Source organism: Actinomadura scrupuli (assembly GCF_050971785.1).
Taxonomy (GTDB): domain Bacteria; phylum Actinomycetota; class Actinomycetes; order Streptosporangiales; family Streptosporangiaceae; genus Actinomadura_E; species Actinomadura_E scrupuli.
The window spans coordinates 46,895-73,231 of sequence record NZ_JBPCCU010000004.1 but is presented as its reverse complement, the minus strand read 5'-3'; the positions used below and the strand labels follow the sequence as shown (position 1 = coordinate 73,231).

At 72.5% G+C, this 26,337-nt stretch carries 27 protein-coding genes; 13 read left to right on the top strand and 14 right to left on the bottom strand.

Features of this window, described 5'->3' with window-relative positions; translation table 11 throughout:
• Positions 1-3: 3 nt before the first annotated feature.
• Positions 4-1,761, bottom strand: a complete 1,758-nt coding sequence (locus ACRYCC_RS19600) for a bifunctional 3'-5' exonuclease/DNA polymerase (RefSeq protein WP_433815017.1) — start codon at positions 1,759-1,761, stop codon at positions 4-6.
• 149 nt (positions 1,762-1,910) lie between these two features.
• Positions 1,911-3,440 (bottom strand): metallophosphoesterase family protein, encoded by a 1,530-nt coding sequence (locus ACRYCC_RS19595; RefSeq protein ID WP_433814049.1) that lies wholly within the window; start codon positions 3,438-3,440, stop codon positions 1,911-1,913.
• 51 nt (positions 3,441-3,491) lie between these two features.
• Between ACRYCC_RS19595 and ACRYCC_RS19590 the strand changes: the two genes are divergently transcribed.
• Positions 3,492-3,953: an RDD family protein gene (locus ACRYCC_RS19590; protein WP_433814047.1), complete on the top strand. Its 462-nt coding sequence runs from the start codon at positions 3,492-3,494 to the stop codon at positions 3,951-3,953.
• Positions 3,954-3,972: 19 nt separating this feature from the next.
• Here ACRYCC_RS19590 and ACRYCC_RS19585 read toward each other — a convergent pair whose 3' ends face one another.
• The 5 genes from ACRYCC_RS19585 to ACRYCC_RS19565 form a co-directional block, all read right to left on the bottom strand.
• Positions 3,973-4,437: a hypothetical protein gene (locus tag ACRYCC_RS19585; protein ID WP_433814045.1), complete on the bottom strand. Its 465-nt coding sequence runs from the start codon at positions 4,435-4,437 to the stop codon at positions 3,973-3,975.
• Positions 4,438-4,533: 96 nt separating this feature from the next.
• A complete protein-coding gene (locus ACRYCC_RS19580) occupies positions 4,534-4,932 on the bottom strand; it encodes a YccF domain-containing protein (RefSeq protein WP_433814044.1) in 399 nt (132 codons plus the stop codon).
• 103 nt (positions 4,933-5,035) lie between these two features.
• Positions 5,036-5,668: a hypothetical protein gene (locus ACRYCC_RS19575; RefSeq protein ID WP_433814042.1), complete on the bottom strand. Its 633-nt coding sequence runs from the start codon at positions 5,666-5,668 to the stop codon at positions 5,036-5,038.
• 164 nt (positions 5,669-5,832) lie between these two features.
• On the bottom strand, positions 5,833-6,783 hold the full coding sequence (locus tag ACRYCC_RS19570) for a diacylglycerol kinase family protein (protein ID WP_433814040.1): 951 nt from the start codon (positions 6,781-6,783) through the stop codon (positions 5,833-5,835).
• An 8-nt stretch (positions 6,784-6,791) separates the two neighbouring features.
• Positions 6,792-8,486 (bottom strand): FAD-binding oxidoreductase, encoded by a 1,695-nt coding sequence (locus tag ACRYCC_RS19565; protein ID WP_433815015.1) that lies wholly within the window; start codon positions 8,484-8,486, stop codon positions 6,792-6,794.
• Between the two features lie 95 nt (positions 8,487-8,581).
• Here ACRYCC_RS19565 and ACRYCC_RS19560 point away from each other — a divergent pair, with 95 nt between their 5' ends.
• The 4 genes from ACRYCC_RS19560 to ACRYCC_RS19545 all read left to right on the top strand — a co-directional run bounded on the left by ACRYCC_RS19560 (position 8,582) and on the right by ACRYCC_RS19545 (position 12,444).
• Complete coding sequence (locus ACRYCC_RS19560) at positions 8,582-9,211, top strand: TetR/AcrR family transcriptional regulator (RefSeq protein ID WP_433814038.1); 630 nt, start codon at positions 8,582-8,584, stop codon at positions 9,209-9,211.
• A 124-nt stretch (positions 9,212-9,335) separates the two neighbouring features.
• Complete coding sequence (locus ACRYCC_RS19555) at positions 9,336-10,925, top strand: glycerol-3-phosphate dehydrogenase/oxidase (protein WP_433815013.1); 1,590 nt, start codon at positions 9,336-9,338, stop codon at positions 10,923-10,925.
• Positions 10,926-11,074: 149 nt separating this feature from the next.
• On the top strand, positions 11,075-11,992 hold the full coding sequence (locus ACRYCC_RS19550; RefSeq protein ID WP_433814036.1) for a ferredoxin family protein: 918 nt from the start codon (positions 11,075-11,077) through the stop codon (positions 11,990-11,992).
• Between the two features lie 155 nt (positions 11,993-12,147).
• A complete protein-coding gene (locus ACRYCC_RS19545; protein ID WP_433814034.1) occupies positions 12,148-12,444 on the top strand; it encodes a WhiB family transcriptional regulator in 297 nt (98 codons plus the stop codon).
• A gap of 90 nt (positions 12,445-12,534) precedes the next feature.
• Here the strand turns inward: ACRYCC_RS19545 and ACRYCC_RS19540 are convergent, their stop codons facing one another.
• The 4 genes from ACRYCC_RS19540 to ACRYCC_RS19525 form a co-directional block, all read right to left on the bottom strand.
• On the bottom strand, positions 12,535-13,251 hold the full coding sequence (locus ACRYCC_RS19540) for a phosphoribosyltransferase (RefSeq protein ID WP_433814033.1): 717 nt from the start codon (positions 13,249-13,251) through the stop codon (positions 12,535-12,537).
• Positions 13,252-13,313: 62 nt separating this feature from the next.
• A complete protein-coding gene (gene rsgA, locus ACRYCC_RS19535; RefSeq protein ID WP_433814031.1) occupies positions 13,314-14,588 on the bottom strand; it encodes a ribosome small subunit-dependent GTPase A in 1,275 nt (424 codons plus the stop codon).
• A gap of 263 nt (positions 14,589-14,851) precedes the next feature.
• A complete protein-coding gene (locus ACRYCC_RS19530) occupies positions 14,852-15,826 on the bottom strand; it encodes a phosphotriesterase family protein (RefSeq protein ID WP_433814029.1) in 975 nt (324 codons plus the stop codon).
• A gap of 106 nt (positions 15,827-15,932) precedes the next feature.
• A complete protein-coding gene (locus tag ACRYCC_RS19525; RefSeq protein ID WP_433814028.1) occupies positions 15,933-16,919 on the bottom strand; it encodes a YihY/virulence factor BrkB family protein in 987 nt (328 codons plus the stop codon).
• Positions 16,920-17,288: 369 nt separating this feature from the next.
• Here ACRYCC_RS19525 and ACRYCC_RS19520 point away from each other — a divergent pair, with 369 nt between their 5' ends.
• From ACRYCC_RS19520 to ACRYCC_RS19495, 6 genes are all read left to right on the top strand, one after another.
• Positions 17,289-17,435, top strand: coding sequence for a hypothetical protein (locus ACRYCC_RS19520; RefSeq protein ID WP_433814027.1), 147 nt, complete (start codon positions 17,289-17,291; stop codon positions 17,433-17,435).
• Positions 17,436-17,527: 92 nt separating this feature from the next.
• Complete coding sequence (locus tag ACRYCC_RS19515) at positions 17,528-17,746, top strand: hypothetical protein (protein ID WP_433814025.1); 219 nt, start codon at positions 17,528-17,530, stop codon at positions 17,744-17,746.
• 327 nt (positions 17,747-18,073) lie between these two features.
• Entirely contained in the window at positions 18,074-19,714 is a 1,641-nt protein-coding gene (locus tag ACRYCC_RS19510) for a nitrite/sulfite reductase (RefSeq protein ID WP_433814023.1), read from the top strand.
• 40 nt (positions 19,715-19,754) lie between these two features.
• Positions 19,755-19,913: an Insertion element protein gene (locus tag ACRYCC_RS19505; protein WP_433814021.1), complete on the top strand. Its 159-nt coding sequence runs from the start codon at positions 19,755-19,757 to the stop codon at positions 19,911-19,913.
• A complete protein-coding gene (locus ACRYCC_RS19500; RefSeq protein ID WP_433814019.1) occupies positions 19,910-20,632 on the top strand; it encodes a phosphoadenylyl-sulfate reductase in 723 nt (240 codons plus the stop codon). The genes ACRYCC_RS19505 and ACRYCC_RS19500 overlap by 4 nt, the downstream gene beginning before the upstream one ends.
• A 62-nt stretch (positions 20,633-20,694) precedes the next feature.
• Positions 20,695-21,474 carry a sirohydrochlorin chelatase gene (locus tag ACRYCC_RS19495; protein ID WP_433815011.1) on the top strand — a complete coding sequence of 260 codons (780 nt, stop codon included), beginning with the start codon at positions 20,695-20,697 and terminating at the stop codon, positions 21,472-21,474.
• 52 nt (positions 21,475-21,526) lie between these two features.
• Here the strand turns inward: ACRYCC_RS19495 and ACRYCC_RS19490 are convergent, their stop codons facing one another.
• Together ACRYCC_RS19490 and ACRYCC_RS19485 are read right to left on the bottom strand one after the other, a co-directional pair.
• Positions 21,527-22,138 carry a hypothetical protein gene (locus ACRYCC_RS19490; RefSeq protein WP_433814017.1) on the bottom strand — a complete coding sequence of 204 codons (612 nt, stop codon included), beginning with the start codon at positions 22,136-22,138 and terminating at the stop codon, positions 21,527-21,529.
• Positions 22,139-22,291: 153 nt separating this feature from the next.
• Complete coding sequence (locus ACRYCC_RS19485; RefSeq protein WP_433814015.1) at positions 22,292-22,897, bottom strand: TetR/AcrR family transcriptional regulator; 606 nt, start codon at positions 22,895-22,897, stop codon at positions 22,292-22,294.
• Between the two features lie 99 nt (positions 22,898-22,996).
• Here ACRYCC_RS19485 and ACRYCC_RS19480 point away from each other — a divergent pair, with 99 nt between their 5' ends.
• On the top strand, positions 22,997-24,520 hold the full coding sequence (locus ACRYCC_RS19480; protein ID WP_433814013.1) for a flavin-containing monooxygenase: 1,524 nt from the start codon (positions 22,997-22,999) through the stop codon (positions 24,518-24,520).
• Positions 24,521-24,589: 69 nt separating this feature from the next.
• Positions 24,590-24,856: a DoxX-related protein gene (locus tag ACRYCC_RS19475; RefSeq protein ID WP_433814012.1), complete on the top strand. Its 267-nt coding sequence runs from the start codon at positions 24,590-24,592 to the stop codon at positions 24,854-24,856.
• A 158-nt stretch (positions 24,857-25,014) separates the two neighbouring features.
• On the opposite strand, the gene ACRYCC_RS19470 is transcribed toward ACRYCC_RS19475, so the two are convergent.
• Positions 25,015-26,226: an MBL fold metallo-hydrolase gene (locus ACRYCC_RS19470; RefSeq protein ID WP_433814010.1), complete on the bottom strand. Its 1,212-nt coding sequence runs from the start codon at positions 26,224-26,226 to the stop codon at positions 25,015-25,017.
• Positions 26,227-26,337: the final 111 nt, after the last annotated feature.

Sequence of the window (26,337 nt, the reverse complement as noted above, 5' to 3'; positions counted from 1 at the left end):
CGGCTACTTGGCGTCGGCGTAGGAATCGACTACGGCGATCTCCAGGGGAAAGACGACGGGGGTGCGGCCGAACAGGACCCGGGCCGCCTCCTCCCCCGCTTCCCGGATGGCGGCCGTGACGGCGTCGGCCCGGTTTTCCGGTGCGTGCACGATGACCTCGTCGTGCTGGAAGAACACCAGCTGGGCGCCGCCCGGGATCTCGTGCAGGCGGCGGCGGAGGGTGGCGAGCAGGACCAGTGCCCATTCGGCGGCGGTGGCCTGGACGACGAAGTTACGGGTGAAGCGCCCCCGGCTGCGCATGGCCGCGGCGCCGCGCGCCGAGTCGCCGGAGACGAGCTCCCGCCAGCCCTCGGGCGGCGGCGGGCAGGTGCGGCCCAGCCGCGAGCGGACGAGCCGTCCGGCCTCGCCCTCGCGGGCCGCGTTCTCGACATAGCCGTACGCGGCCGGGAACCGCTGGCGCAGGACTCCCAGCAGTTGTACGGCCTCGCCGGTGCCACCGCCGTACATCGCGGACAGCAGGGCGATCTTCGCCTTGTCGCGCGCGCTCGGGACGGACACCTCCGGGCCGGCCGGTGCGCCATCGGGGACCGCTCCCCGTGCGGGCACCACCGGCCGGACTCGGACGGGGCTGTCGAAGGCGGCCGCGAGGGCGGCGTAGAGGTCGCCCTGCGCGGCGGCGGTGGTGAAGGCCCGGTCTCCGGCGAGCGCCGCGAGCACCCGGGGCTCGAGCTGGGCGGCGTCGGCGACCACCAGCTTCCAGCCCGGGTCGGCGACGACCGCCTTGCGCAGCACCTTCGGAATCTGCAGCGCGCCGCCGCCGTTGGTGGCCCATCGGCCGGACACGACTCCGCCCACGACGTATTCCGGACGGAACCGGCCGTCCCGGACCCAGGTGTCCAGCCACGTCCAGCCGTGCGCGGTGTAGAGACGGGCCAGCTCCTTGTATTCCAGCAGCACCGGCACCGCCGGATGGGCGATCTCGCGCAGCACGTGCGCGCGGGTGGAGGGCACGGTGAACCCCTCGGCGGCGAGCGCCTTGACGATCTGCCCCGGGGAGTCGGGATTGACGGGGCGGCCGAACGCCTCGGTGATGCGGTCGGCCAGCGCCTGCAGCTTGCGGGGCCGCATCGCGCCGCCGGGCTGGGCGGCGGAACGGCCATGGGTGGGCCGGGGGCCGAGCAGCTCGGTGAACAGGGCGTCGTGCACGTCGGCCCGCCAGGGCAGGCCGTCGTGGCTCAGCTCGGCGGCGATCAGGCCGCCGGCCGACTCGGCGGCGGCCAGCAGCGGCAGCCGGTCGGCATGCTCGGTCGCCGCCATCCGGGCCAGCTGACCGGCGTGCACCGCGATGATGGCCTCGACGTCCTCACCGGTGTCCTCGTCGTCGCCGGGCGAGTCGTCGAACAGCGACGGCTGGCCGGAACCTGCGCTCGCCGCCGGGGCGTCCGCGGGTACGGGCTCGCCGCGGAGCCTGGCCGCCGCCGCCCGAAGTGAACGCGGCTCGCCGTAGCGCCCGTCATAGGCCAGCAGCAGCGGCTCGACGAGCTCCAGGTCATGGCAGCGCGCCACCCGCAGCCCCGCCGCGAGCAGCCGGGGATAGACGGCGCCGGCCGCCGACCACACCCAGCGCGGGGCGGCGGAACGCTCATGGGCCGCCATGGCGGCGAGCAGGTCGTCACACGGCTCGGGCGGCCCGGCGGGCACACCGTCGTCACCGAGCGGGACCAGAGTCCCCCCGCCACCCGGCTTCACCGCCACGGCCATCCGCACGACCACCATTGTCCGCCCCACCACTGACAACCCCTGTCAGCCGGGTGACCATCTGCCGAGACGGGACACCGCCGCGCTTCCGTACCGGAACCGAACCAGAACCGCCCCGGACCGGCACCGGCGGGCACCGTACGGAACCTGGGTCACGACGTGGCGGCGGTCACCGAGGTCAGGGAGATGACGATCTCGTCCTCCAGGGGCGGGGCGAGCTCGTGCTCCCGGCAGCCGGTGGCGGCGTAGCAGCGGATCCGCAGTTCGGCCGCGCTGACGTCCAGGCGCAGGAAGTTCTTGAAGAACGGCGGCACGTCGGAGTCGGAGGCCGACGAGAACAGCCGGTGGTAGGCCTTGCGGACGGGCAGCCGGAACCAGCCGGGGCCGGCCCCCGGCACGCCCAGCAGCGAGGCGACCAGCCGGGCCCGCAGCGACGGGCGTACCCCTTTGTTCTCGGGCCGGGTGGGCTCCATGCCGAGCCGTTCGGCGACGGCGGCGGCCGCCTGCTCCGGGGTGAGTTCGAAGAACCGGCGCAGCCGCAGGCGCCGCCCGTACAGCCGGCTGTAGAACGCCAGCGAGTCACCGCGCAGCGGGTAGCACTTGAAGGCGTCCTCGCCGATCAGCGTCGTCTTGGGGATCGTGTGGGTGGCGTGCATGAAGGCGCCGCTGCCGCCGGACACGAGGTACTGGATGGTGCGGTCCGCGACCTTCACCGGATAGCGCTGGTAGTTGTGGATGTCCCCGCCGATCGCGGCCACGTAGTTGCACGCCGGGTCGGCGACGATGTCGTCCACGAACCCGCCGCCCTCGATCGGGCCCGGATGGTGCTCGTCGTCGACGTAGAGCGGCTTGCCGGTGATCAGGAGCTTGGGCTTGGGGCCGGCCGAGACCTGTCGCAGCCATTCGGCCTGGTCGCGGTCGATGTCGCCGGTGATGCCGGTGTCGATGCCGACGATCCGCAGCGCCGGGGTGTCCATCGCCCAGTACGGCCCGGGCTGCGTCGCGTGCTGCGGAGGGTCGTCCCGTAGCAGTTCGCCGGCGGCCAGCGCGGCCTCGTCGGCCTTCTCCGGGGCCCGCCAGAGCCGCCGGGCCAGCCAGGAGAACCTGCCCTTCCACGGCCCCGGCAGCAGCGGCTCGGCAGGGCCGGCGCAGAAGACCCGCATGAAGCCGCCGAGCCCGTCGTACCAGTCGTGGTTGCCGGGCACCGCGAAGATCGGCCCCGGGTAGCCCTGGTAGGCGCGGAAGAACTTGTCCGGGTAGTCGTTGACGCTGCCGACCGGGTAGATGACGTCGCTCGCGATGAGCATGAACTCGGTGCCGGCACCGATCTTCAACGCGCCGGGGACGACGGCGTACTGCGACTTGTCGCCCTCACCGGTGTCGCCCAGCAGCAGGAAGGAGTAGCTCTCGTCCGACCGGTGCATGGTGAACGACGGGTCGGCACCGCGGGTGAGCTGGCCGGCCACCCAGCGGCGCCGTACGTCGTCGCTGGGGTCGCCGAACCAGCGCGCGATGATGTCGTTGCGGGACTTCCAGAGCACCGACGGCCTCAGCCAGGAGAAATGCGGGGTCTCGGCCGGCAGGAGCTCGACGAAGGTGCCGGGCTGGGCGCAGTCCCAGCCCGCACCCGCGGACGACTGACGGGAGCTCGCCCGCGAACCGCCCGGGGTTTGTGGTCGCATGTCTCCCGACCATTCCCCATCCACAGGTGATCACGCAACATAATGAGGGACATGGTTCAGACAGCGAGCGTGGGGCGGCGGATGGCCGCGGAGCTGATCGATGGGGTGGTGGCGATCGCGCTCACCAGCCCGGTCACCGTGACCGCGATCATGAAGCACCGCCGGGCGAACCGGAGCGTGCGGCCGCCGGGTCCCACCCCGGGCACCCGGATCGGCGCGGCCGCGATCGTCTTCGGGTACGAGATGGTCAGTCGCGCCTGCTGGGGCCGGACACTCGGCGAGCGCGCCGTCGGGGTCACCGTGGTCGCCGCCGGCGGGACGACCAGCGTGATCAAGGACGGCACGATCAGCTGGGCGGCCGCGGGCAAGCTGGCGGCCGTACGGGTCGTACCGGCGATCATCCCCGCACTGGGCGCCGCGCTCTACGCGGCCGACACCTTCTCCCCCATCTGGGACCGGGATCGGCGTGCCGTGTCGGACCGGGTGACCGGCACCGTCGTCGTCGACTCCTGAGACCGGCGCCCGGCCCCGGTCACGACCGGTGCCGGGGGGCGCGGTACTCCCCGGTCATCGGGAAGGTCTGCTGTGGCGGGGGCCACGGCGGGGCCGGCGCGGGCGCAGCGGCGGGGTCCGGCTCGGGGTAGGCGTACGGCGCCGCCGCGGGCGCGGTGGCCGGGTCCGGCTCGGGGTAGGTGTAGGGGTTCGGCTCCGCGGGCGCCGGCGGTCGTCCCGCGGGCTCGTCGTCCGCGGGCGCCGCGTGTGCCGCGTGCCGCCGGCCGCGCGGCTGCGGCACCGGGACGCCCTGGGAGAGCGTCTCCATGAGCACCGGCACGTCTCTGGCCGCCAGCCGGAAGGTGCCCGTACAGGCGCCGCCGTTCCAGATGCTCAGCACCATGACCTCGGCGTCCGGGTGCCAGCTGAGACGCAGCACCCGGTCTTCACCTCGGTCATCGAAGAAGACCTCGCCCACCCGGGGCAGCGGAGTCGCACCTGCCATGCCGCCCATAGTGACCCTCGTCAGCCGACGTTGTCCACACGGGGCCCGTTTCCAGATCCGTTCCGTACGTCAGGGTGGTGACGGACCGGCGAGGATCTACTCGACTCCGAAGGTGGCGTGGTCTCCGGTGTCGACGATCTCCCTGCCGAGCGGCAGCAGCGACACCGGGATGAGCTTGAAGTTGGCGATGCCGAACGGGATACCGAGGATCGTCAGGCACAGGGCGATCCCGGTGAACAGATGACCGAGCGCCAGCCACCACCCGGCGAAGACCAGCCAGATGGCGTTGCCCACGCAGGAGCCGGCCCCGGCGCTGGGCTTCTTGACCACCGTCTTGCCGAACGGCCACAGGGCGAACACGGCGATGCGGAAGGACGCCAGGCCGAAGGGGATCGTGATGATCAGGATGCAGCAGATGATCCCGGCGAGGACGTAGCCGAGCGCCATCCAGAATCCGGCGAGAACCAGCCAGATCACGTTGAGCAGTGTGCGCATCGCCCTACGGTAGCCAGGACGGCGGGCCCGCGGCGAACCTGGGCGGACCCCGCCCCGGCGCGGCGGAAGATGCGGCGGGACGGGGCCGGTACCGGAGCGACGGCTAGGAGCGCTGCCGGACGCGCGTGACGGTGGTGACGGCGGGGTACGGCCGCGCGTCGCGCACGCCCTCCACGTAGGTGACGCGGGCGATGTTCACCAGCGTGCCGGACCGCGGCGCCCTGACCGTGATGCCCATCGTCAGCGACGCGCCGGGCCTCAGCGGGGGCAGCACGAGCTGTCCGAACCGGCCGTCGGCCTCACCGCCCACCCCGTCGGGCAGCCGGGCGCCGGTGCGGACGGTGCCCTCCGGCAGCAGGACGCGGACGACGACCGACGAGGGGGTCGCGGTCCCCTGGTTGGTCACGCGCAGCGTGTAGGCGAAGGAGTCGCCGGAGCGCACCACCGGCGGCGCGGTGACGGTCAGTCGCACGTCGGCGGCCGGTGCCGCGGTGGGAGCGGACGTGTGGTGCGTGCCATGGCGTGTGCCGTGGTGATCCGCCGCCGCGGGCACCTCCGACCCCAGTACGGACGTGCCCGCGGCAGCGGCCGCGGAGTGAGCGGACGGCGCGCGCTGCCCTGTCGCGGCCGTCTTGACGGCCATGCTCCCAGGCGGATCGTCGCCTGGGTCGGCCACCCCCATGGCCGCCGGCGTGACGATCGCAAAACCCCCGAGCGCGACAAGTGCGCTGCGCATTCTCGTCCTGGCCCCTCCGCTTCTCCCTGGTCGGTGACGGACCCCCCGGACCGCCACCGACGCTACGCCCGCTACTTCAGGGCGTAACAGGAAAACTATCCGCCTATCTGTAATGACCTGGCAAAGCGCAATGAAGTTCGCGGAATAGGACAGAGTGTCGTCCGTCACATCAGTACGTTGAGCGCTCCCGGCACGATCCGGGCGGTGACGGGGAGCCGCTCGTCGACCTCTCCGTCCGCGCCCCAGGGCAGATCCCGGTCGGCCTCGATCCTGACCTCCCGGCCACGCAGCACCTCCACCTCGGGGCGCCGTACGTGCGTGCCGTCCTCGAGTTCGCGCATCACCGCGAAGAACAGCCGCCGGGGCGCGTGCCGGACGATCACGATGTCGAGCAGCCCGTCGTCGACCCGCGCGGCCGGGGCGACGTGCCGGCCGGAGCCGTAGAAACCCGAGTTGGCCGCCACCACGGTGTAGGCGGGCCGGTCGTACGGCTCCCCGTCCACGGTGATCCGGTACTCGACCGGCCGCCAGGAGGCGACGGCCCGGACCGCCCCGAAGGTGTAGGAGGCCCTCCCGCGCAGCAGCCGGCTGCGGTTGGCGTTGCGGTTGGCGACGGCGTCCACCCCCGCGTAGACACTGCCCAGCACCACCGTCCCGCGGATCCGGACCGGGGAGGCCCCCTCTGCGGCCCGCTCTCCGGACGGCTCCGCGCCGGAATCCCCGGACGGCTCAGCGCCCGTGACCGCGTCGATGACGTCCACCGGCCGCGGTTCGGCGTGCAGCAGTACCTCCGCCAGCCCCGCGGGGTCGGCCGGCAGCCCGAGCTGGCGGGCGAAGTCGTTGCCCCGCCCGGCGGGCACGATGCCGAAGGTCGCGCCGGTGCCCGCGAGCGCCCCGCCGACGCAGCCGATCATGCCGTCACCGCCCACGCCGAGCACCACACCGCCCTGCGCGGCCGTACGGTGGGCGATCTCCCGCGCGTGGGCCAGCCCGCGGCTGTACTCCACCTCCAGCCCGGCACCGGCCTCGCGCAGCAGCCGGGCCAGCGGGATCAGGGCCGCGGCGCCGCCCCCGGTGCCGGCGGACGGGTTGACGACCGCGGTGAACTGTCGCATCGAGGGACTCACTTCCCGGGTCCGGAGGAGGCCGGTCCAGGTGAGGCCGGTCCAGGTGAGGCCGGTCCAGGTGAGGCCGGTACGGAGGAGACGGGGACGCCGGGCCCGCCGGGGATGAGCACGCCCGGGTTCAGGATCCCCTCGGGGTCGAGGCGGTCCTTGACCGCGCGGAGGACGTCCATGCCGAGCGGGCCGATCTCCCGGGCGTACCAGTCGCGGTGGTCGGTGCCCACCCCGTGGTGGTGACTGATCGTGCCGCCCGCGGCGATGATCGCGTCGCTCGCCGCGTGCTTGGCCCGCGCCCAGTGTTCCAGCACCGGGTCTCCCTGCGCCGCCACCACGGTGAAGTAGAGCGACGCCCCGGTCGGGTAGACGTGCGAGATGTGGCACATCACCAGCGGAGGGGTGCCCGCGCCGGCCAGCGTGGTCGTGAGGGCGTCCCGTACGGCGTCGTACAGGGCCGGGAGCCGGGACCAGAAGGTCGCCGTCTCCAGGGTCTCGGCGAAGGCCCCGGCGTCCAGCAGCGCGTCCCGCAGGTACGGCGCGTCGAAACGGCCGTGCGCCCAGCCCTCCCCCGGCTCCGTGCCGAGGAGCTCTCCCCCGGCCCGGGCCAGCGCCTCTCCGGCCCTGGCCCGGCGGTCCGCCACGTCGGCCGAGGTGCCCTCGAAGCCCACGATCGACAGGCAGCCCGCGGACCGCCGCGCGCCGATGGCCTCGGGGTCGGCGAGGCCGACCATGGTCTCGGTCTCGTCGGACAGGCGGAGCACCGTGGGCAGCGGGCCGTCCTGGGCGAGGCCCCTGAGCGCCGCCGCCCCGGCCTCGAAGGACGGGAAGCGCCAGCCCTCGTAGACCTTGACGGCCGGCACCGGGTGCACCCGGACGGTGACCGAGGTGATCACGCCGAAGGCGCCCTCGGAGCCCAGCACCAGTTGCCGCAGGTCGGGCCCGGCCGCGGACTTGGGCGCGCGGCCGAGCTCCAGCGTGCCCTGCGGGGTGGCGGCGGTGAGCGCGACCACCATCTCGTCGAACCGGCCGTAACCCGCCGAGGCCTGGCCGCTGGACCGGGCCGCGGCGAACCCGCCGATGGTGGCCCATTCGAAGGACTGCGGGAAGTGCCCGAGCGTGAAGCCCCGCTCGTTGAGCAGTGCCTCGGCCCGGGGTGCGGGCAGGCCCGCCTGCAGGGTCGCCGTGCGCGACACCGGGTCGAGGCCGACCAGCCGGTCGAGGCGGCCCAGGTCGAGGGCGACGAACGGGCCCGTGGTCCGCGGTGCGAGGCCGCCCACCACCGAGGTCCCGCCGCCGAAGGGCACCACGGCGACGCCGTGCTCGGCGCAGGCCCGCAGCACCGCCATCACCTCGTCGTGGTCGCCGGGCAGCACCACCGCGTCGGGGGCGTCGGACGTCTCACCGGTACGGATGCGCAGCAGGTCGGGGGTGGACTTGCCCCGGGTGTGCCGGATCCGGCTCTCGTCGTCGGTCCGCAGGAAGGGGGGTGCCTCCCCCGGCACCAGCCCGCCGGACACCGCCCGGGCGAGCGCCTCGCGCGCCGCGGGACTCAGCCGGGACGCGGCGACGGCGATCTGGTCGAGGGCCACCGGCGGCAGCTCGGACGGCTTGACCCCCAGCAGCTCGCGCAGCAGCCCGACCACCGGCTCGGGCAGCGGCGTCGCCCTGGCGGGATCCCCCCAGCCGCTCCACAGCATCTCCACCCAAGCACCCCTCTCCGCCCGTCACGCCAGGAGTGGTCGTCGCGGGCGTCCCGCGCCGGCTCACCCTGTTATGGCTTACACTGTGACATATGACGTCGAATCGTCACAACCAGCCGGAGCTGGATCCGGGGCCTCGCCAGGGTGTCGACAACGACGCCGTACTCGATGCCGCACGCGACTGTGTGCTTGCCGTCGGCGTCCGCCGGACGACCCTGACCGACGTCGCCCGGCGCGCCGGGGTGTCCCGGATGACGCTCTACCGGCGCTGGCCGGACGTGCGCACCCTGGTCGGCGACCTGATGACCCGCGAGTGGGTGGCCGTCGCCACCTCCGTCCCGCGGAGCGCCCAGGGCGACCCCGACGTGCGCACCCAGCTGGTCGACAGCCTGGTCACCGGCGTCCGGGCGTTCCGCGCGCACCCGCTCCTCCGCAAGATCGTCGAGGTCGATCCCGAGTTGCTGCTCCCCTACGTGCTCGACCGCGTGGGCGCCAGCCAGGAGGCCTTTCTGGAGCTCTTCGAGACGGCGTTGCGGAACGGGCACGCCGACGGGTCGATCCGCCCGGACCACGCCGTCCGGCAGGCACGCGCCCTGCTCCTGGTGGTCCAGTCCTTCGCGCTGTCACTGCACACCATGACCACCGGCACCGATCCCGAGCTGAGCGCCGAGGCCTTCGACCAGGAGCTGCGGCACATCCTGGACAGGACCCTCGCGCCATGACGGCCGCCCCGGGGAACGCCGAGAGCAGCGCCAGGAGCAGGGACGCCCGGAGCGGTGCCGACCGGAATGCCGACCGGAATGCCGACAGAAACGTCGGCGGGAAGCCAGGAGGAACGTCATGAGCATGCCCGCGGCGGAAGGCGGCTCCTCGCTCAACGCGGCCCGGCGGGACCGTGAGCTCGCCGAGCTGGCGGACGGCGCGCTCGTGGACGTGCTGGTCGTGGGCCTGGGCGCCACCGGTGCCGGAGCGGCCCTCGACGCCGCCTCCCGCGGCCTGTCGGTGGCGGCCATCGACGCGCACGACCTGGCCTTCGGCACCTCCCGCTGGAGCTCGAAGCTGATCCACGGCGGACTGCGCTATCTGGCCTCCGGCCAGCTCGACATCGCCCACGAGAGCGCGGTCGAGCGGGGCGTGCTGATGGAGCGCACCGCCCCCCATCTGGTGCGGGCACTGCCGTTCGTGCTGCCCCTCAACCCGCTGACGTCCGCCCGGCAGGGCACCATGGCCCGGATCGGGTTCACCGCCGGCGACCTGCTGCGGCTGTCCGTGGGCACCCGGCGCGGCACGCTGCCCGGCCCGCGGCGGCTGTCGGCGGCGCGGACGATGCGCCTCGCCCCGGTGCTGCGCGGCGACGGGCTGCGCGGCGGACTGCTGTCCTGGGACGGCCAGCTCAGCGACGACGCCCGGCTGGTGACCGCGATCGCCCGCACGGCCGCCGCGCACGGGGCCCGGGTCCTGACCCGCTGCCGGGCGCTCGCCCTCGGCGGCGGTACGCGGGTGCGCCCCGGCGCCCCCATGGAGGCCCTCGTCCGCGACGAGCGGACCGGCCGGGAGTTCACCGTGCGGGCCCGCGCGGTGATCAACGCCGCGGGGGTCTGGGCAGGTGGGCTGGTCGACGGCGTACGGCTGCGGCCCTCGCTCGGCACGCATCTGGTGCTCCGGGCGGAGACCTTCGGCGGGGGCCTGTCCACCGGGCTGCACCTGCCGATCCCCGGCGAGAGCAACCGGTTCGTGCTGGTGCTGCCGCAGGGGGACGGCCGCGTGTACGTGGGACTGACCGACGAGCCGGTCGACGGCCCCATCCCGGAGGTGCCGCAGGCGCCCGAGGCCGACATCGGCTTCCTGCTCGACATCCTCGGCTCCGCGCTGGAGGTCCCGGTGCGCCGGGACGAGGTGGCCGGCGCCTACGCCGGGCTGCGCCCCCTCCTCGACACCGGTGGCGGCTCCACCTCCGGGCGCACCGCCGACCTGTCCCGGCGGCACGCGGTGCTGACCTCCGCCGACGGGGTGCTCACCATCGTCGGCGGCAAGCTCACCACGTACCGGCGGATGGCCCAGGACGCGGTCGACGCCGTCGTGGCGGCCCGGGGCCTGCCCGCAGGCCCGTGCCGGACCGGGCGGCTGCCGCTGGTGGGCGCGGCCTCCCGCCGGACGCTCACCGGGCTGCGGGCACCACGCCGGCTGATCGAGCGGTACGGGACCGAGGCGCCGCGGCTCCTGGAGCTGGCCCGGCAGGATCCGGCGCTGCTGGAGCCGGTGGTCGCGGGGCTGCCGGTGACCGGCGCGGAGCTGGCCTGGGCGGTGCGGCACGAGGGCGCCCTGGACGAGTCCGACCTGCTGGACCGGCGTACCCGGATCGGACTGGTCGCCGCCGACCGGGCGGCCGCGCTGCCCGCCGCCCGCCGGATACTGGCGGACCCGCCCGGCGCCTGAGCCGTCCCGCGCGGGATGGCACACGTGGGGTCGCCGGGGTATGAGGTGCCTCACTTTTACTGGCCCCCCAATATCAACTTAGGTTAGTCTCACCTAATCTCAAGAAACAGGCAGGGCGGACGGCTGGAGCGACCGGAGAGGTGGGGTGCGTGAGCAAGCCGGCACACTCCAAGCGGTGCGAGCACTGCCCCGGCAGTCACACCGGTCAGCTGCCGTGCCTGGCCACCGCCACCACCAAGGCCCGCGGCTGGCTGCTCCTCGAGCATCCCGGCCCGTGGGGCGAGCGCATCGAGAAGATGGACCTTCCCGCACCGATGGCCTCGGCGGTCGCCGAGGCCGGGCGCGCGGGCGTACGCCCCCAGCTCATCCGGCGGGCCGGCCGGCGGCGGGTCACCCCGCCGCTCCAGGTGTACACCGGCTGGTCCCAGGGCTCGGACGTCTGGGTCGAGGGCCGGGAGCTGCACGATCCGGCCGAACTGGCCGGCCTGGACCTGGCGGCGGTGGCCGCGGGTGTCCGGCCGGGCTTCGGCGAGCCGGTCACCGGCCCGCTCCTGCTCGTGTGCACCCACGGCCGCCGCAACGCCTGCTGTGCTCGCACCGGGGCGCCGCTGGCCCGGGAGCTGCACGCCCGCTTCGGCGACCTCGTCTGGGAGACCACTCATCTGGGCGGGGACCGATACGCGGCGAACCTGGCGTGTCTGCCGCATGGGCTCTATTACGGCAACCTCGGCGGGGCCGAGGCGATCCATGCCGTCGAGTCCTACCTGCGCGGCGAGGTGGCCCTCGAACGGCTCCGCGGCCGGGCGGGACTGCCCGAGCCGGCCCAGGCGCTCGAGCACCACGTGCGGGAGCGGACCGGTCTCCTGGGGGTCGACGCGGTCGGCGTGGAATCGGTCACCGGCGGCGCCCGGGGGGTCACGGTGGTCGTGAAGGCCGGCGGGGACCGCTACCAGGCGTCCGTCGAGCTGTCCGAGGCCGACGGCGGCTGCGGCGCCGAGTGCAACGAGAACGTCAGGTCATACCGAATCCGGGATATGACCCTTCTCAACGAGGCTGCCCTCGTGTAACCTCTCCGAGGCCCCATTCGTGGGTTTCACGCCGCGCCAACTCCATCTTAGGGGAACAGAGCGGCACTTCCAGACGTTGGAACTTTCGGCGCTTCCAAGCACGTCCAGCGTCCATGTCCGAAATTGCTCAGCACAATCAACGAGGTGAGTGTTCCATGGCTCAGGTACGTCGGCAGGCCAATCTTCCCCGTCCCAGCTGGGGCTGGCAGGACGCCGCCGCGTGCCAGGGGGAAGACCTCGTACTTTTCTTCGGCCCCGACGGTGAACGGCAGCCAGAGCGCGATATTCGCGAGCGCAAGGCCAAGCAGGTCTGCATGGGATGTCCCGTGCGGACCGACTGCCTTAACTACGCTGTCTCCCGGCCCGAGAAGTACGGCACATGGGGCGGCCTGAACGAGGACGAGCGCGCTTCGGAGCGCCGCCGCCGGATGCGCCGCGCCAACGCCGCCTGACACGCAGAGGTAACCCCCTGGACGACAACAACCCCAGGCGAAGAACGTACGGCCCCGCAGCTTGGTCTGCGGGGCCGTTTGCGTGCACACCTACGGGCTCGCCGTCGCCTGGGCCAGCAGTGTGACCACGTTCGCGTCGGTGAGCTGTCCGAAGTCCCGATACCAGTATCCCACCGCCCGGAAGGTGCTCGGCGCGGCGACCACCACGAGATCGTCCGCACCGTCGGGGGGCCCGCCGGACAGGGCGTGCATGGCCTGGACGGCCGCGACCGGCACCGCGAGCACCAGCCGGGACGGCCGCCGCCGCCGTACGGCCCGTAACGCCGCCCGCGCCGTGCCCCCGGTGGCCAGCCCGTCGTCCACGACGACGACGGCACGGCCGCGCAGCGCCGGGAGCGGCCGGTCCCCCCGGTAGGCGGCGACCCGGCGGGCCAGCTCGGCCCGCTCACCGCGCACGGTCTCGGCGAGATCGTCCGCGGAGAGGCCGAGCCGGTCCAGCAACCCCTGGTCGAGGACCGGCTCTCCGCCCTCGGCGATCGCGCCCACGCCCAGCTCGGGCTGGGGCGGGTACCCGATCTTCCGGGTGACCAGGACCTCCAGCGGCGCCGGCCGGTCGGCCGTACCGAGCCGCCGGGCGACCTCCAGGCCGACCGGGACGCCGCCCCGGGGCAGTGCCAGGACGATCGGCCGGTCCAGCTCCAGTGACACCAGCCGCTCGCCGAGCTCCCGGCCGGCCTCGGCACGGTCGGCGAAGGGCAGCCGGACCTGGCCCCTCCGCGCCGATCTGCGGCTCCATGCCACCAGCACCACTTCCTCTGGTCTGGTCCTACCCCCTCAGGGCGCTATGCCGCCTTCCTCCCGAGATGTGCTCACGGACGATTCCGGCCGGATCGCCGCATCTCCTTACTGATGATCTTCCAGTGGCGGGTCTGCTCGGCCCGCAGGCGCGCATCCGTACGGCCCGCCATCCAGGCCGCCTCCTTGCGGAGCTTGTGCCAGCTGTCCAGCCGCCGGCGCGGCAGCTCACCGGCCTCGATGGCGGCCGCCACGGCACAGCCGGGCTCGCCCTGGTGCCCGCAGTCGGTGAACCGGCAGTCCGCCGCCAGCTCCTCGATGTCGGTGAAGGCCTGGGCCAGCCCCTGGTCCGCGTCGTACAGGCCGATCCGGCGCACGCCCGGCGTGTCGATCACCAGGCCGCCGCCCGGCAGGACGAGCAGTTCGCGGTGGGTGGTCGTGTGCCGGCCGCGGCCGTCGGCAGTACGGACCTCCTGGGTGTCCATGAGCTCGGCACCGGCCAGTGCGTTGACGAGCGTGGACTTGCCCGCGCCGGAGCGGCCCAGGAGCACGGCCGTCCGGCCCGCCGGGAGCCGCAGGGCCTCCAGCCCCTCGCCGGTCAGCGCGGAGACGGCGTGCACCTCGGCGCCCGGAGCCGCCGTACGGACCTCGGTCAGCAGCGCGGGCAGGTCGGGAGCGAGATCGGCCTTGGTGATGACGACGACCGGGGTCGCTCCGCTCTCCCAGGCCAGCGCCAGCAGCCGCTCGATCCGGCTCATGTTCGAGGCGGCGAACCCGGCCGACGTCGTGGCCGGCTCGGAGACGTAGGCGAGGTCGACGTTGGCCGCCAGGACCTGGCCCTGGGAATCGCCGGACATGCCCGCCCGCGAACCCCGGCCCACCCCGCCGCGGACGAACGCCGTCCGCCTGGGCAGCACGGCGGCGAGCTCGACGGCGCCGCCGGGAAGGGCATCGAGCGACATGCCGGGAGAGGCACCGGAGGGAATATGGAGGGCGGCCCAGTCGCCCACGCAGGGCAGGGCCACCGGATCCGCGGCGGACGCCCGGCGGATCTCCGCCGACCAGGTGGCCCGGAGCTCGCCGGCCGCGGTGAGGACGTCGCAGACGCCCCGGTCCACCCGGGAGATCCGGCCGGGCAGCCGGCCGGCGTACGGCTCGAACGCGGCCGCGAAACCCGCGTCCCAGCCGAGGTCGCGTAGGGACGCCCGACGCAGGGCCCGGTGACGGGGAGACGGCTGGTCTGGAGACGGGTCGTGCAGGGACGGGTCGTGCAGGGACGGGTCGTCCGGGAGGCCGGACGGGTCACCGGAAGAGCCGGGCGAGCCGGCGGGAGAAGCTTCGGAGGCCAACGGAGGCACCCTTCGAACACGGGTGCCCGGTCGCCTGGAACAGGCGTCAGATCAGGCGGGCACCCTGGAGGACGGGACGGTGAGCGCGCACGGCCATGACAGCCATCCAGGCTCACCTCCTCCGGCAAAGGGCCACGTCTCTCGCGGCCTCCTCAGATTAGCCGCGGCCGCGGCCGGCCTCCACCTCTTTTTCCCCGCCTCCACGGGCTCGGCCCCGCGGCCCCGGCCGCTCTCCGCCGGAACCCGGGTCCCGTGGGGCCGGGTCAGGCCTCTGGCAGGCTCGAGACGCCGGTCAGCCAGCGCAGGGGGTTGTCGTGCACGATGGTCCACAACGTGGCCTCATCGACGCCGTGGTAGCGCAGGGCGGGCAGGAAGGTACGGAAGAGGTAGCCGTAGCCGGTGCCGCCGTACTCCGCGAGATGGTCCATCCGGGAGACCCCGCCGGAGAGCAGCACCCGGTCGGCGTGCCCGGCCTCGATGAGTGCCAGCACCCGGCTCAGCCGCCCGTCCTCGTCGGCCTTCGCCGGGTTCCCGGGGGTGGTGGCGCGGCCCAGCATGCCGAAGGACACGTACGCCCCGGACTCGACGATCTTGCGGTGCACCGCCACGTCCTCGCTGAGGTCCTGGCCGCCGACGGCGATCCAGTCGGTGGGCAGGCCCTCGCCGACCAGGATCTCCAGCTGTGCCAGGCCGGCCTGGCCGTGCGTGGCGACCGCGAGCCCCGACTGCAGCGCGGCCCGCGCCGCGGCGCGCAGGCACCGTTCCTCGGCCTCGGTCGGCGTGCTCCCCCAGGTGCCGATCTCTCCGATCACCCCGGGCAGGATGTAGGTGCCGTCCATGCCGAACCCGATCTCGGCCAGCAGCCGCTGGGTGATCCGGTCGACGTCGCCGTTGCGGACGAAGTCGGGGTGGAAGGGCTCGGCGAGCATGCCGGTCGCGGCGACCACGGCGACGTCGCTGCGGGCGCTCATCCGGGCCAGCGTGGAGGCGTCACGTCCCACCGCGCAGCCGGTAAGGTCGATCACCAGGCTCAGGCCGTGCTCGTCGCGGAGGTCGATCAGCTCGTTGGTGACCTTGGACTCCTCGTCCAGCCACCGGCGCGGATCCGACGGCATCCGGACCGGCCAGCGCAGATCGATCTGCAGGTGCTCATGGGCCAGCACCGGCCCGTCGATGGCGGAGACCGGCACGGTCTCCGTGACGGTGCGCAGTTGCCCGGGCTCTGGACGTGGGGTCATGCTTCGGGAGATTACGTCACGTTTAGGACGCAAGAACATAAACAGGGCAGAAATTTTACCCAATGACCTGCATGAACGCCGGTGGGCGGAGCACAGGAGAGGCCCTTCAGTGACCCTGCTGGTGACTTTCCTGCGCGGCGGCCGCCTCGGTGTCGGCCCGCACCGCCCGGGCCCGGGCGGTGCCCGCGCTCGGCCACAGCTTGTCGATCTCGGCGTTCAGCGCCGCGCCGATGAGGACGGCCAGCGCCGCCACGTACAGCCAGGCCAGCAGCGCGATCGGCGCGGACAGCGACCCGTACGCCGAGACCCCCGACAGCGAACCGGCCAGGTAGATGCGCAGCAGGACGCTGCCGACGATCCAGATGATCATCGCAAGGACCGCCCCCGGCACCTCGCGCCACCAGGCCGTACGGACCGGAACGCTGACGTGGTAGAGCACCGCGAGCAGCAGGATCGACAGCGCGACGACGGTCGGCCAGTAGAGCAACTGGACGTAGTGCGCCGTCGACGGGAGGGCCTGCCGCACCAGCGCGGGGCCCGCGACCAGCAGCGGGATCACCATGAGCATCCCGACCAGTCCGCCGAGGTAGAGCAGGAACGCGCGCAGCCGGGTCCTGATCACCCCGCGGATGCCGGACAGGCCGTAGGCGATGGTGATCGTGTCGACGTAGACGTTCATCGCCCGCGAGCCCGCCCACAGTGAGATCAGGAAGCTGACCGAGACGATCTCGACGCGCTGCCCCTTGATCACGTCATCGATCAGGGGGACGACGACCGACGAGACGGTGTCCGGGGTCAGGATGGTCGAGGACTTGTCGATCACCCACTCGCGCATCTCGGTGACCGTCGGCTCGCCCAGCGCGCCGCTGAAGTGCCCCATCGTGCCGATCAGCCCGAGCACCAGCGACGGCAGCGAGACCAGGGCGAAGAACGCGGCCTCCGCGGCCAGCCCGGTCACCCGGTAGCGGAAGGCCGCGACCGAAGTGCTGCACACGAGCCGCCAGAGGGTCACCCGGACGCCCGCCGGCGTGCGCTCGGAGACGGCGGGCTCGGCTACCCGACCGGAGGCATCGGAGACGGTCGTCACGGGCATCTACCGTAGGGCCTTGGCTGTCCGGAGCACGTCGCATCGCCCATTTCTCGGATCACCGGCGGGCCTGTCTCTTACCGGGAGGCTTCGCGCACCCGTGCCCTAGTGAGTTGGAGGCAAACGCGGCGGACATGGTTCGGCCATTCGCCACGCCGTATCGCCGGATCCACGTGATGGATATCACACGCCTCTGTTTCAGTGAAAGCCATGGTAAATGGTGCCGGGTGGGGGTTCTGGGGCGGGATCGGCTGGGGAGACTCCTGGTTCGGACGCGGCGGCCTCCGCGGCTCGCGGCGTAGACCTTGACCTGACCGTACGCCGTCCACGCACGTTCGTGGCCATGACCCTGAGGTGAGGAACACCATGAAGACCATGAGAAAATCGAAGATCGAGAGTGCCTCGCGGCGGATGAACGCCCACCCCAGGGGCTCCCGGGCCCGAAGGAGCATCATGGCCATCGGCACCGTCGCCGCCATCGCCGCCATGGGCAGGATGCTGCGCCACCGCCGGATGCGCTGAGCGGGCGCCGCCGGCGACGGCCCGGGCGCTCATCGTGGGTGCCGCGGCGGGTGGTGCACAGAGCACTCAGGACCTCGGGTGACACTGAAGGCATGATCTGCACGGCGTGCCGGAACCGCGACCACGGGCAGTGCCGCGGTGGCAGCTGGTGCGACTGCCAGCACCAGCCCGCCTCCGCCCCGGCGGGCGAGACGGTCCCGGCCGGCGAGACGGGCGGCCGGGCCGCCGGCGCCCGTCCCGGATCCTCGTCCGGGAGCGCCGCTCAGGAGGCGCGGACCGAGCCTCCGGTCAACTGGATCCGGCAGGGATGACGTCATGAACACCTTCTCACGTGCCTGTCCATATGCCGGACGCGGCTGGACAATCTTCCACGCCGCGTGTCAGAGTCGGGGTATGAGTGCTGCGGATCCCCTGCTGGTGATGCGCCGCCATGTCGATTTTCTCCGCGTAAGCACCGCAATCTGTCTGTGACGCCCTCCCCCGCCCCATCTGACTAGTGGGCGCGTGGTGTGCCGGCGGTGTCACATCTCCTAGCGACGCAATGTTGCGATCTGGGCCTGCGGCCGTCTACGCCGGTGCCTCACGCGTCCCTCACGAACAAGATCCTGAGGACGCGCGCCGTGCCACCGAAGCAAACCGTGAAGCGAAAGCGTGGCGAGGGCCAGTGGGCCCTCGGATATCACGAGCCGCTGAACAAGAACGAAGAGAACAAGAAGAACGACGACGGGCTCAACGTCCGGCGCCGGGTCATCGACATCTACTCCAAGGCGGGGTTCGACTCGATCGACCCGGCCGACCTGCGCGGCAGGCTCCGCTGGTTCGGGCTGTACACCCAGCGCAGGCCCGGGATCGACGGCGGCAAGACCGCGATCCTGGAGCCCGAGGAGCTCGACGACCGCTACTTCATGCTGCGGGTCCGCATCGACGGCGGCCAGCTCGACCCCGCCCAGCTGCGGGCGATCGCGTCCATCTCCAACAAGTACGGCCGGGGCACCGCGGACGTCACCGACCGGCAGAACATCCAGCTGCACTGGATCGAGATCGAGTCGGTGCCGGCCATCTGGGAGGAGCTGGAAGCGGTCGGGCTGTCCACCATGGAGGCCTGCGGTGACACTCCCCGCGTGATCCTGGGCTGCCCGCTCGCCGGCATCGCCGAGGACGAGGTCATCGACGCCACCCCGCAGATCAAGGACGTGCACGACCGCTACATCGGCTCGCCGGAGTTCTCCAACCTGCCGCGCAAGTTCAAGTCGGCCATATCCGGCTGCACCGCGCACTGCACGGTCCACGAGATCAACGACATCGCCTTCGTCGGCGTGGTCAACGAGGCCGGCGAGGTCGGCTACGACGTCTTCGTCGGCGGCGGCCTGTCCACCAACCCGATGTTCGCCAAGCGGCTGGGCGCCTTCGTGAAGCCCGAGCAGGTGCACGAGGTCTGGAAGGGCATCATCGCCATCTTCCGCGACTACGGGTACCGGCGGCTGCGGCACCGCGCCCGGATCAAGTTCCTGGTCAACGACTGGGGTGCGGAGAAGTTCCGCGAGGTGCTGGAGAAGGAGTACCTCGGCTTCGCGCTGCCGGACGGCCCCGCCCCGGCCGCCCCGCTCCCCCGCCGTGACCACGTCGGCATCCACCCGCAGAAGGACGGCGGCTTCTACGTCGGCTTCGCGCCCAAGGTCGGCCGGCTCAACGGCGACCTGCTGCAGGTCATCGGCGACCTCGCCGAGGAGTACGGCTCGGGCCGGGTCCGCACGACCGTCGAGCAGAAGATGGTCATCCTCGACGTCCCCGGCGACCGGACCGAGGCGCTCGCGGCCGAGCTCGCCGAGCACGACCTGCAGGTCCACCCGTCGACGTTCCGCCGGCAGACCATGGCCTGCACCGGCATCGAGTACTGCAAGCTCGCCATCGTCGAGACCAAGCAGCGCGGCATGGACCTCATCGACGAGCTGGAGCGGCGGCTGCCGGACTTCGACCAGCCGCTGACGATCAACATCAACGGCTGCCCGAACGCCTGCGCCCGCATCCAGGTCGCCGACATCGGGCTCAAGGGTCAGCTGGTGGTGGACGAGAACGGCGACCAGGTGGAGGGCTTCCAGATCCATCTGGGCGGCCAGGTCGGCGCCTCGTTCGGCAAGAAGGTCCGCGGGCTGAAGACCACCTCCGCCGGGCTCACCGACTACGTGGAGCGGGTCGTTCGCCGGTACGACGCGCAGCGTGCCGACGGCGAGACCTTCGCCGAGTGGACGCAGCGCGCCTCCGACGACGACCTGCAGTGACCGTGATCCAGACGACCGACGACAGGGTGGTGGAAGCGGAATGAGCGAACGCGCGGCTCCGTTCTACTGCCCGTACTGCGGCGAAGAGGACCTCGAGCCGTACAACGCCGGCCCCGGCGAGGGGGCCGGCTGGTACTGCCGGGGGTGCGCCCGTGCCTTCAAGCTGAAATTCCTCGGGATTGGAACCGTGCCGAAGTGACCACTCTTGAGACCGTCCGCCCTGCTCTCCGCCCCACACTGGACCTCCAGGACATCGTCGACTCCGCCGCCGACGCTCTCGAGGGCGCGTCCGCCCTCGAGGTCATCCGGTGGGCGTCCGCGACCTTCGGTGACCGCATCTGCCTGACCTCGTCCATGTCCGACGCCGCGCTGATCCACCTGGTGTCCAAGGTGAAGCCCGGCATCGACGTGCTGTTCGTCGACACCGGCTACCACTTCGCCGAGACCATCGGCACCCGCGACGCGGTGGAGGCGGTGTACCCGGTGAACGTCATCAACGTGACGCCCACCCGCACCGTGGCGGAGCAGGAGCGCGACCTCGGCCCCCGGCTGTACGGCCGCAACCCCGACCTGTGCTGCCACCTGCGCAAGGTGGAGCCGCTCGGCCGGGCCCTGGAGGGCTACATGGCCTGGTTCAGCGGCATCCGCCGCGACGAGACCGCCAGCCGTAAGGACCGCCGGGTGGTCGAGTGGGACCGCAAGCGCGGCATGGTCAAGGTCAACCCGATCCTCGACTGGAGCGAGGCGGACATGGACAACTACATGGCCGACAACGGGGTGCTGGTGAACCCGCTGCACTACGACGACTACCCGTCGATCGGCTGCGAGCCTTGCACCAGCCGGGTGGCCCCGGGCGAGGACCCCCGCAGCGGCCGCTGGGCCGGTTCCGGCAAGACCGAGTGCGGCATCCACCTATGAGCTCCCACCCGCTGAGTTACCACCTGCGCGGTCCCCGTCCCCGCCTCACCCCCGCCGTGATCATGCAATCGGTCGACGAACGATTGCATGATCACGACGGGAGGGTGCCGTTGGTGGCGGTGGCGCACGGGTCTCGCGATCCGCGCGCGGCGGCCGCCGTGGAGGAGCTGCTGTCCCTGGTACGGGGCCGTACCTCGGCCCGGGTGCTCACCTCGTACCTCGACCATGCGCCGCCGACGCCGGCGAACGTTCTCGGCGGCCTGGCCCTGAGCGGGACGGGCGCCGCCGTGGTGCTGCCCCTGCTGCTCACCGCGGCGTACCACAGCAAGATCGACATCCCCGGCGTGCTGTCCGAGGTCGCCGCCCTGCATCCGCGCCTGCGGATGCGCACGACCGGCACGCTCGGCCCGCATCCGCTGCTGCTGAGCGCCCTGGAACGACGGCTGGCCGAGACGGGCGTCGAGATCGGCGACCCGTCCACGGCGGTCGTGCTGGTCTCGGCGGGCTCCAGCGACCCCGCCGCCAACGCCGTGATCGAGTCGATGGCGCGGACCTGGTCGGCGCGGGGCTGGTGGGCCGTCCGCCCCGCCTACGCCTCCGCCGCCCGCCCGGCCCCCGCCCAGGCCGTCCGGTCCCTGTACGCCGCGGGCGCGCCCCGCGTGGTGGTCGCCTCGTACTTCCTGGCCCCCGGCCACTTCGCCGACAAGGTACGCGCCGAGTCCCTGGCCGCCGGTGCCACCGCCGTCTCCCCCGTCCTGGGAGCGGCTCCCGAACTGGCCGAGATCGTCCTCCAGCGGTACGCCGCGGCCCTCGACCACACCAGGACGGCCGCGGCGGTCTGAGAGCCCGTCAGTACCCCTTCTCCGGCAGTGATCCCCCGTCGTGGGAGAGCACTCACCAGGTGAGGAACTTCGGGAACTCGGCGGCCTCGGGGAACGGCGCGTCCTCGGCGAGGGCACCGATGTAGACGAGGGACTCCTCGAACTGGGAGTAGGAGAAGGGATCGAGGTCCTGGCCGACCACCAGGAGGTTCCCGCCGCGGCGCCAGGCGGCGTACCGCCACGAGTAGCGGCCCGTGGAGACGGTGCGGCCCTCCTTCCTGACGTCATGGTGCGGCGGGCCGAGGTGCTCGGCGAACCGGTCGACGGCGGCGGTGAGGTGCGCGTCGAACTCCTCGGTACCGGCGTCCCGCCGGCTGGACCAGCCGGGCAGCGAACCCCAGAAGTCCTCTTCCATCAGCTCCCCGCCGACCGTGTAGGAGTAGGAGAACGGCATGGCGAAGCAGAAGTCGCCGTAGACGAGGTGCCCCCGGTCCGTGACGAAACGCACCTCGTCGAGGACCGTCTCAGGATCGTTGTCCCAGCCGAGGCGGCGCATGGCCTGGCCGGTGACCTCATGGTCGTCCCACGGCAGTTCCGCCAGACCGGCGATCTGCTCGGCCAGTCGTGGAGTGACGGGGCACGCGGCGACGTAGGAGCGGATGTCGTCGTCCTCGCTGTCGGGCACGGGGATTCCCTTTCGGGTGTTGCGGGCAACCGGGTGTTCAAGCCTATCGACCGATGATCATGGTCTCGCCGAGACGGAGCGCACAACCGCCCCCCGAAGCCACGGCCACAGGCCGCCTGCCCCAGGACGAGCCCCGGGCACGTGAGCCCGGCGTCAGCCCGGGGGTGCCGGGTAGTCGAGCAGGATCCGCACCAGGTCGGGCAGCGGGCGTGGGGACAGCGCGGGGTCGAGCGCGCGGCGCACGCCGAGGCCGATGCCCAGGCTGAGCAGCGTCTCGGCCAGCTCTGCCACCGGCATGGGCAGGTCGCGGGGGCGCTGCCGGAGCTCCTCCTCGATGAGCAGCCGGAGCGCGTCACCGGCGACTCGCCCGCCCGCTGCGACCTGGGCACGCAGCCGGGGCTCACGGCGTGCGGCGTGGATGGCGAACTCGGCCTCCAGCAGGGTCCAGCCGGGGTCGCCCAGCATGCGCTCTGCCCACGTCTCGAACACCGCGAGACGATCCTCGGGAGATCCCTCGGCGGTGAAGGCCGCCAGGATGGCGTGCATCTGCTCGCCGCGTACGGCATCGATGACGGTCTGGCAGAGCTCGTCCTTGGTACCGAAGTTGGAGTAGACCGCCCCCTTGGAGAACCCCGCCACATCCGCGACCTTCTCCAGCGACGTGGCGTGGTAGCCGTCGCGGAGGAACAGCTCGCGGGCCGTCGCGAGCAGCAGCTCCCGGGTCCGGGCCTGGCTCTCCGCCCTGCTCAGTCTCGCCATGGGACCCCATCATGCCAGATACCGATGGTATCCAGATACTCATTGACACACCAACGGCATCCAAATACCTTCGGTATGCGAAACCCGGAGGGAGTCCACGTGAGCATCGAGCCCGATCACGAGGTGGTCATCGTCGGCGCCGGCTTCTCGGGCCTGGGGGTCGGCATCAAGCTGCGGAAGGCGGGCATCGACGACTTCGTCATCCTGGACGCGGCGGAGAGCGTCGGCGGGGTCTGGCGGCACAACACCTATCCGGGGGTGGCCGTCGACATCCCCTCGGCCACCTACAGCTACTCCTTCGAGCAGAACCCGTCCTGGACCCGGTCGTTCGCCCCGGGCTCCGAGCTGCGGGCCTACGCCGAGCACTGCGCGGACAAGTACGACCTGCGCCGGCACCTGCGGCTGAGCACGCACGTGGACCGGACGGTCTTCGACGAGGCGGCGGACCTCTGGCGGGTCCACACCGATCGCGGGGTCGTCACCGCCCGATTCCTGGTCGCCGCGGTCGGGCCGCTCGACCAGCTCAAGCGGCCCGACATCGAGGGGCTCGGCGACTTCACCGGCAAGGTGATCCACACCGCCCGCTGGGACCACTCGTACGGCCTCGAGGGCAGGCGCGTCGCGGTCATCGGCACCGGGGCCTCGGGGCTCCAGGTCATCCCGGAGATCGCCCCGCTGGCCGAACGGCTCGACGTCTACCAGCGCACCCCGATCTGGGTCTTCCCCAAGATGGACGTTCCCATCGTCGCCCCGATCAGGTGGCTGTTCCGCTGGGTGCCGCCGGTCCAGTGGGCGGTCCGGGCCGGCACCACCGCCGCCACCGAGCTGATCATGGTGCTGGGCGTGGTGCACCACACCCGGCTGCCGTTCCTCGTCCGGGGCGTCGAGGGCATCTGCCGGGCCCACCTGCGGCTCCAGGTCAGGAGCGAGAAGACGCGACGCGAGCTGACCCCGCGCTACAGCTTCGGCTGCAAGCGGCCCTCGTTCTCCAACCGCTACCTCCGCGCCTTCAACCGGCGCAACGTCGAGTTGGTCACCGAGCCGATCGCGCGCATCACCGCGACCGGCGTCGTCACCGCGGACGGCCGCACCAGGGAGATCGACACCCTGATACTGGCCACCGGGTTCAAGATCCTCGAGCTGGGGGCCATGCCCGCGTTCCCGGTCGTCGGGCTGGGCGGGGTCGAGCTGGGCGAGTACTGGGACCGGAACCGCTACCAGAACTACCAGGGGATCTCGGTGCCGCAGGCGCCCAACTTCTGGCTGATGAACGGGCCGTACTCGGTCACCGGTGCCTCGTGGTTCACCATCATCGAGGCGAACGTCCGGCACATCGTGCGCTGCGTCACCGAGGCCCGCAGGCGCGGGGCGACCCGGATGGTGGTGCAGCGGCGCCCACACGACGCGTACACCGCCGAGATGCGCAGGCGGATGCAGCACACGATCTTCACTCAGCCCGGCTGCGCCGGGTCCAACAGCTACTACTTCGACCGGCACGGCGACTCGCCCTTCGTCCGGCCCGAGTCGGGCCTACGGCTCTGGTGGGCCAGCCGCCACTTCGACCTCGACCACTACACCTTCTCCCCGGCCGCCGCGGAGGCCGACCCCGCCATCGCGAGCTGAGTGATCCAGTGTCATGGTTGTGCGAGCAACCTTCACCGAGCAGCACCCACCCAGGGAAGGACACCCCCCATGTCGCTGTTCTCCGTCCGTAGCGCGGGCATCGCGCTGGCCGGCACCGGTGCCCTGCACTTCGCCGCCCCCGGTCTGTTCGAGGGGGTCTCGAAGCTCGCCTTCCCCGAGGACACCCGCCAGTGGGTGTATCGCAACGGTGCCATCGAGCTGGCCCTCGGACTGGCCCTCAGCAGCTCCCGGACCCGCAGGCTCGGCGCCCTCGGCACCGCCGGCTACGTCGCCTGGCTCGGCGCCAGGGCACACACCACCGCCGCCAGCACCTGACGGACGACGGGTGATGCCTGACGCCTGACGGGTGCACGCCACCTCCCTCTCCGTGATCACGCAATCGTTCGACGATTGATTGCATGATCACGGAATGGGTGCGGGCATCGTCCGGCCGGCGCGCCCGCATGAGCACCGCCGGGCGGGCGAGGCGGGCGTCAGTCGGCGGCGGCCTCGTCGGCCAGCGGGTCCACCAGGTCGCGGCGCTCGCGGGCCGGTGAGGCCGCCAGATCGATCACGTTGCCGAGGTCGCGCCGCGGGGGCGGAGTGCCCGCGATCTCGCGCCACCAGTGGTCGACCGCCGCGGGGGCGTCGACGTCGATCCGCTCCCCCGGGCGCGGAACGGCCACGCGCACGCCGCGGGAGGCGGCGTCGGCGCACAGCCGCTCGACCGGCTCGGACCAGTCGTGCATGGCCAGCACGAAGGTCGCCCAGTGCACCGGCACCAGCAGTCCGCCCCGCACGTCGAGGTGGGTGCTGATGCCCTCCTCGGGGGTCATGTGGATGTCCGCCCAGTGCGGGCTGTACGCGCCGATCTGGATCAGCGTGAGGTCGAACGGCCCGTACTCCGCGCCGATGGTGGCGTAACCGGGGAAGTAGCCGGAGTCCCCGCTGTAGAACACCCGCCGGTGCTCCCCCGCGACGACCCAGGAACTCCACAGGGTGCGGTCGCGGGCCAGGCCCCGGCCGGAGAAGTGGTGGGCCGAGGTCGCCACGAGCTCCAGCCCGGCGACCGGCGCGCTCTCGCCCCAGTCGAGCTCGATGATGCGCGACGGCTCGATCCCCCAGCGCTCCAGGTGCGCGCCCACCCCGAGCGGCACGACGAACGGCGCGGTCTGCGTCCGTGCCAGCGCCTTGATGCTCCGCAGGTCGAGATGGTCGTAGTGGTCGTGTGAGATCAGGACCGCGTCGAGCTGGGGCAGCGTCTCCAGCGGCACGGGCGGCGGATGCATCCGGCTCGGCCCGACCGACTGGGACGGCGAGCAGCGCTTGCTCCACACGGGGTCCAGCAGCACCCGGCGGCCTTCGATCTCCACCAGCGCGCTCGCGTGCCCGTACCAGGTCACCGCCAGCCCCTCGGCCGCCGGCTGGGCGGGAGGCGCCGCCACCACCGGGATCGGGAGGGCCGGATGGCGGCGCTGGCCGCCGAAGAGCATCTCCCGCACGATCGACCCCGCGGGCGCCGGCACCACTCCCCGGTCCACCCCCGGCGGATTGCGGAAGACTCCGTCGCGGAACTGCGGCGACCGCCGGATCCGTTCGCCCTCCGGGGTCCCGCCCAGCGCCGCCGGTATCTCCCGGGCGGCCCAGGCCACCGCCGCAACGGCGCCCAGACCGGCCGCGGCCGCCACTCCACGCACAAATCGCATCCTTGATCCCCTCTCCCGCCGACCGGGACAACGGTACGGGGAGGCAGAAGGTTCCTGGGGGTTCCCGGCGCGGGCCGAGGCCGCGGGCACGACCCCGGCACCACCGGGAAT

Bases quoted from the DNA above. Each gene is read 5' to 3' on its own strand.
- ACRYCC_RS19600 (WP_433815017.1), bottom strand. From the start codon at position 1,761: ATGGCCGTGGCGGTGAAGCCGGGTGGCGGGGGGACTCTGGTCCCGCTC.
- ACRYCC_RS19595 (WP_433814049.1), bottom strand. From the start codon at position 3,440: ATGCGACCACAAACCCCGGGCGGTTCGCGGGCGAGCTCCCGTCAGTCG.
- ACRYCC_RS19590 (WP_433814047.1), top strand. From the start codon at position 3,492: ATGGTTCAGACAGCGAGCGTGGGGCGGCGGATGGCCGCGGAGCTGATC.
- ACRYCC_RS19585 (WP_433814045.1), bottom strand. From the start codon at position 4,437: ATGGCAGGTGCGACTCCGCTGCCCCGGGTGGGCGAGGTCTTCTTCGAT.
- ACRYCC_RS19580 (WP_433814044.1), bottom strand. From the start codon at position 4,932: ATGCGCACACTGCTCAACGTGATCTGGCTGGTTCTCGCCGGATTCTGG.
- ACRYCC_RS19575 (WP_433814042.1), bottom strand. From the start codon at position 5,668: ATGCGCAGCGCACTTGTCGCGCTCGGGGGTTTTGCGATCGTCACGCCG.
- ACRYCC_RS19570 (WP_433814040.1), bottom strand. From the start codon at position 6,783: ATGCGACAGTTCACCGCGGTCGTCAACCCGTCCGCCGGCACCGGGGGC.
- ACRYCC_RS19565 (WP_433815015.1), bottom strand. From the start codon at position 8,486: ATGCTGTGGAGCGGCTGGGGGGATCCCGCCAGGGCGACGCCGCTGCCC.
- ACRYCC_RS19560 (WP_433814038.1), top strand. From the start codon at position 8,582: ATGACGTCGAATCGTCACAACCAGCCGGAGCTGGATCCGGGGCCTCGC.
- ACRYCC_RS19555 (WP_433815013.1), top strand. From the start codon at position 9,336: ATGCCCGCGGCGGAAGGCGGCTCCTCGCTCAACGCGGCCCGGCGGGAC.
- ACRYCC_RS19545 (WP_433814034.1), top strand. From the start codon at position 12,148: ATGGCTCAGGTACGTCGGCAGGCCAATCTTCCCCGTCCCAGCTGGGGC.
- ACRYCC_RS19530 (WP_433814029.1), bottom strand. From the start codon at position 15,826: ATGACCCCACGTCCAGAGCCCGGGCAACTGCGCACCGTCACGGAGACC.
- ACRYCC_RS19525 (WP_433814028.1), bottom strand. From the start codon at position 16,919: ATGCCCGTGACGACCGTCTCCGATGCCTCCGGTCGGGTAGCCGAGCCC.
- ACRYCC_RS19520 (WP_433814027.1), top strand. From the start codon at position 17,289: ATGAGAAAATCGAAGATCGAGAGTGCCTCGCGGCGGATGAACGCCCAC.
- ACRYCC_RS19515 (WP_433814025.1), top strand. From the start codon at position 17,528: ATGATCTGCACGGCGTGCCGGAACCGCGACCACGGGCAGTGCCGCGGT.
- ACRYCC_RS19505 (WP_433814021.1), top strand. From the start codon at position 19,755: ATGAGCGAACGCGCGGCTCCGTTCTACTGCCCGTACTGCGGCGAAGAG.
- ACRYCC_RS19495 (WP_433815011.1), top strand. From the start codon at position 20,695: ATGCAATCGGTCGACGAACGATTGCATGATCACGACGGGAGGGTGCCG.
- ACRYCC_RS19485 (WP_433814015.1), bottom strand. From the start codon at position 22,897: ATGGCGAGACTGAGCAGGGCGGAGAGCCAGGCCCGGACCCGGGAGCTG.
- ACRYCC_RS19475 (WP_433814012.1), top strand. From the start codon at position 24,590: ATGTCGCTGTTCTCCGTCCGTAGCGCGGGCATCGCGCTGGCCGGCACC.
- ACRYCC_RS19470 (WP_433814010.1), bottom strand. From the start codon at position 26,226: ATGCGATTTGTGCGTGGAGTGGCGGCCGCGGCCGGTCTGGGCGCCGTT.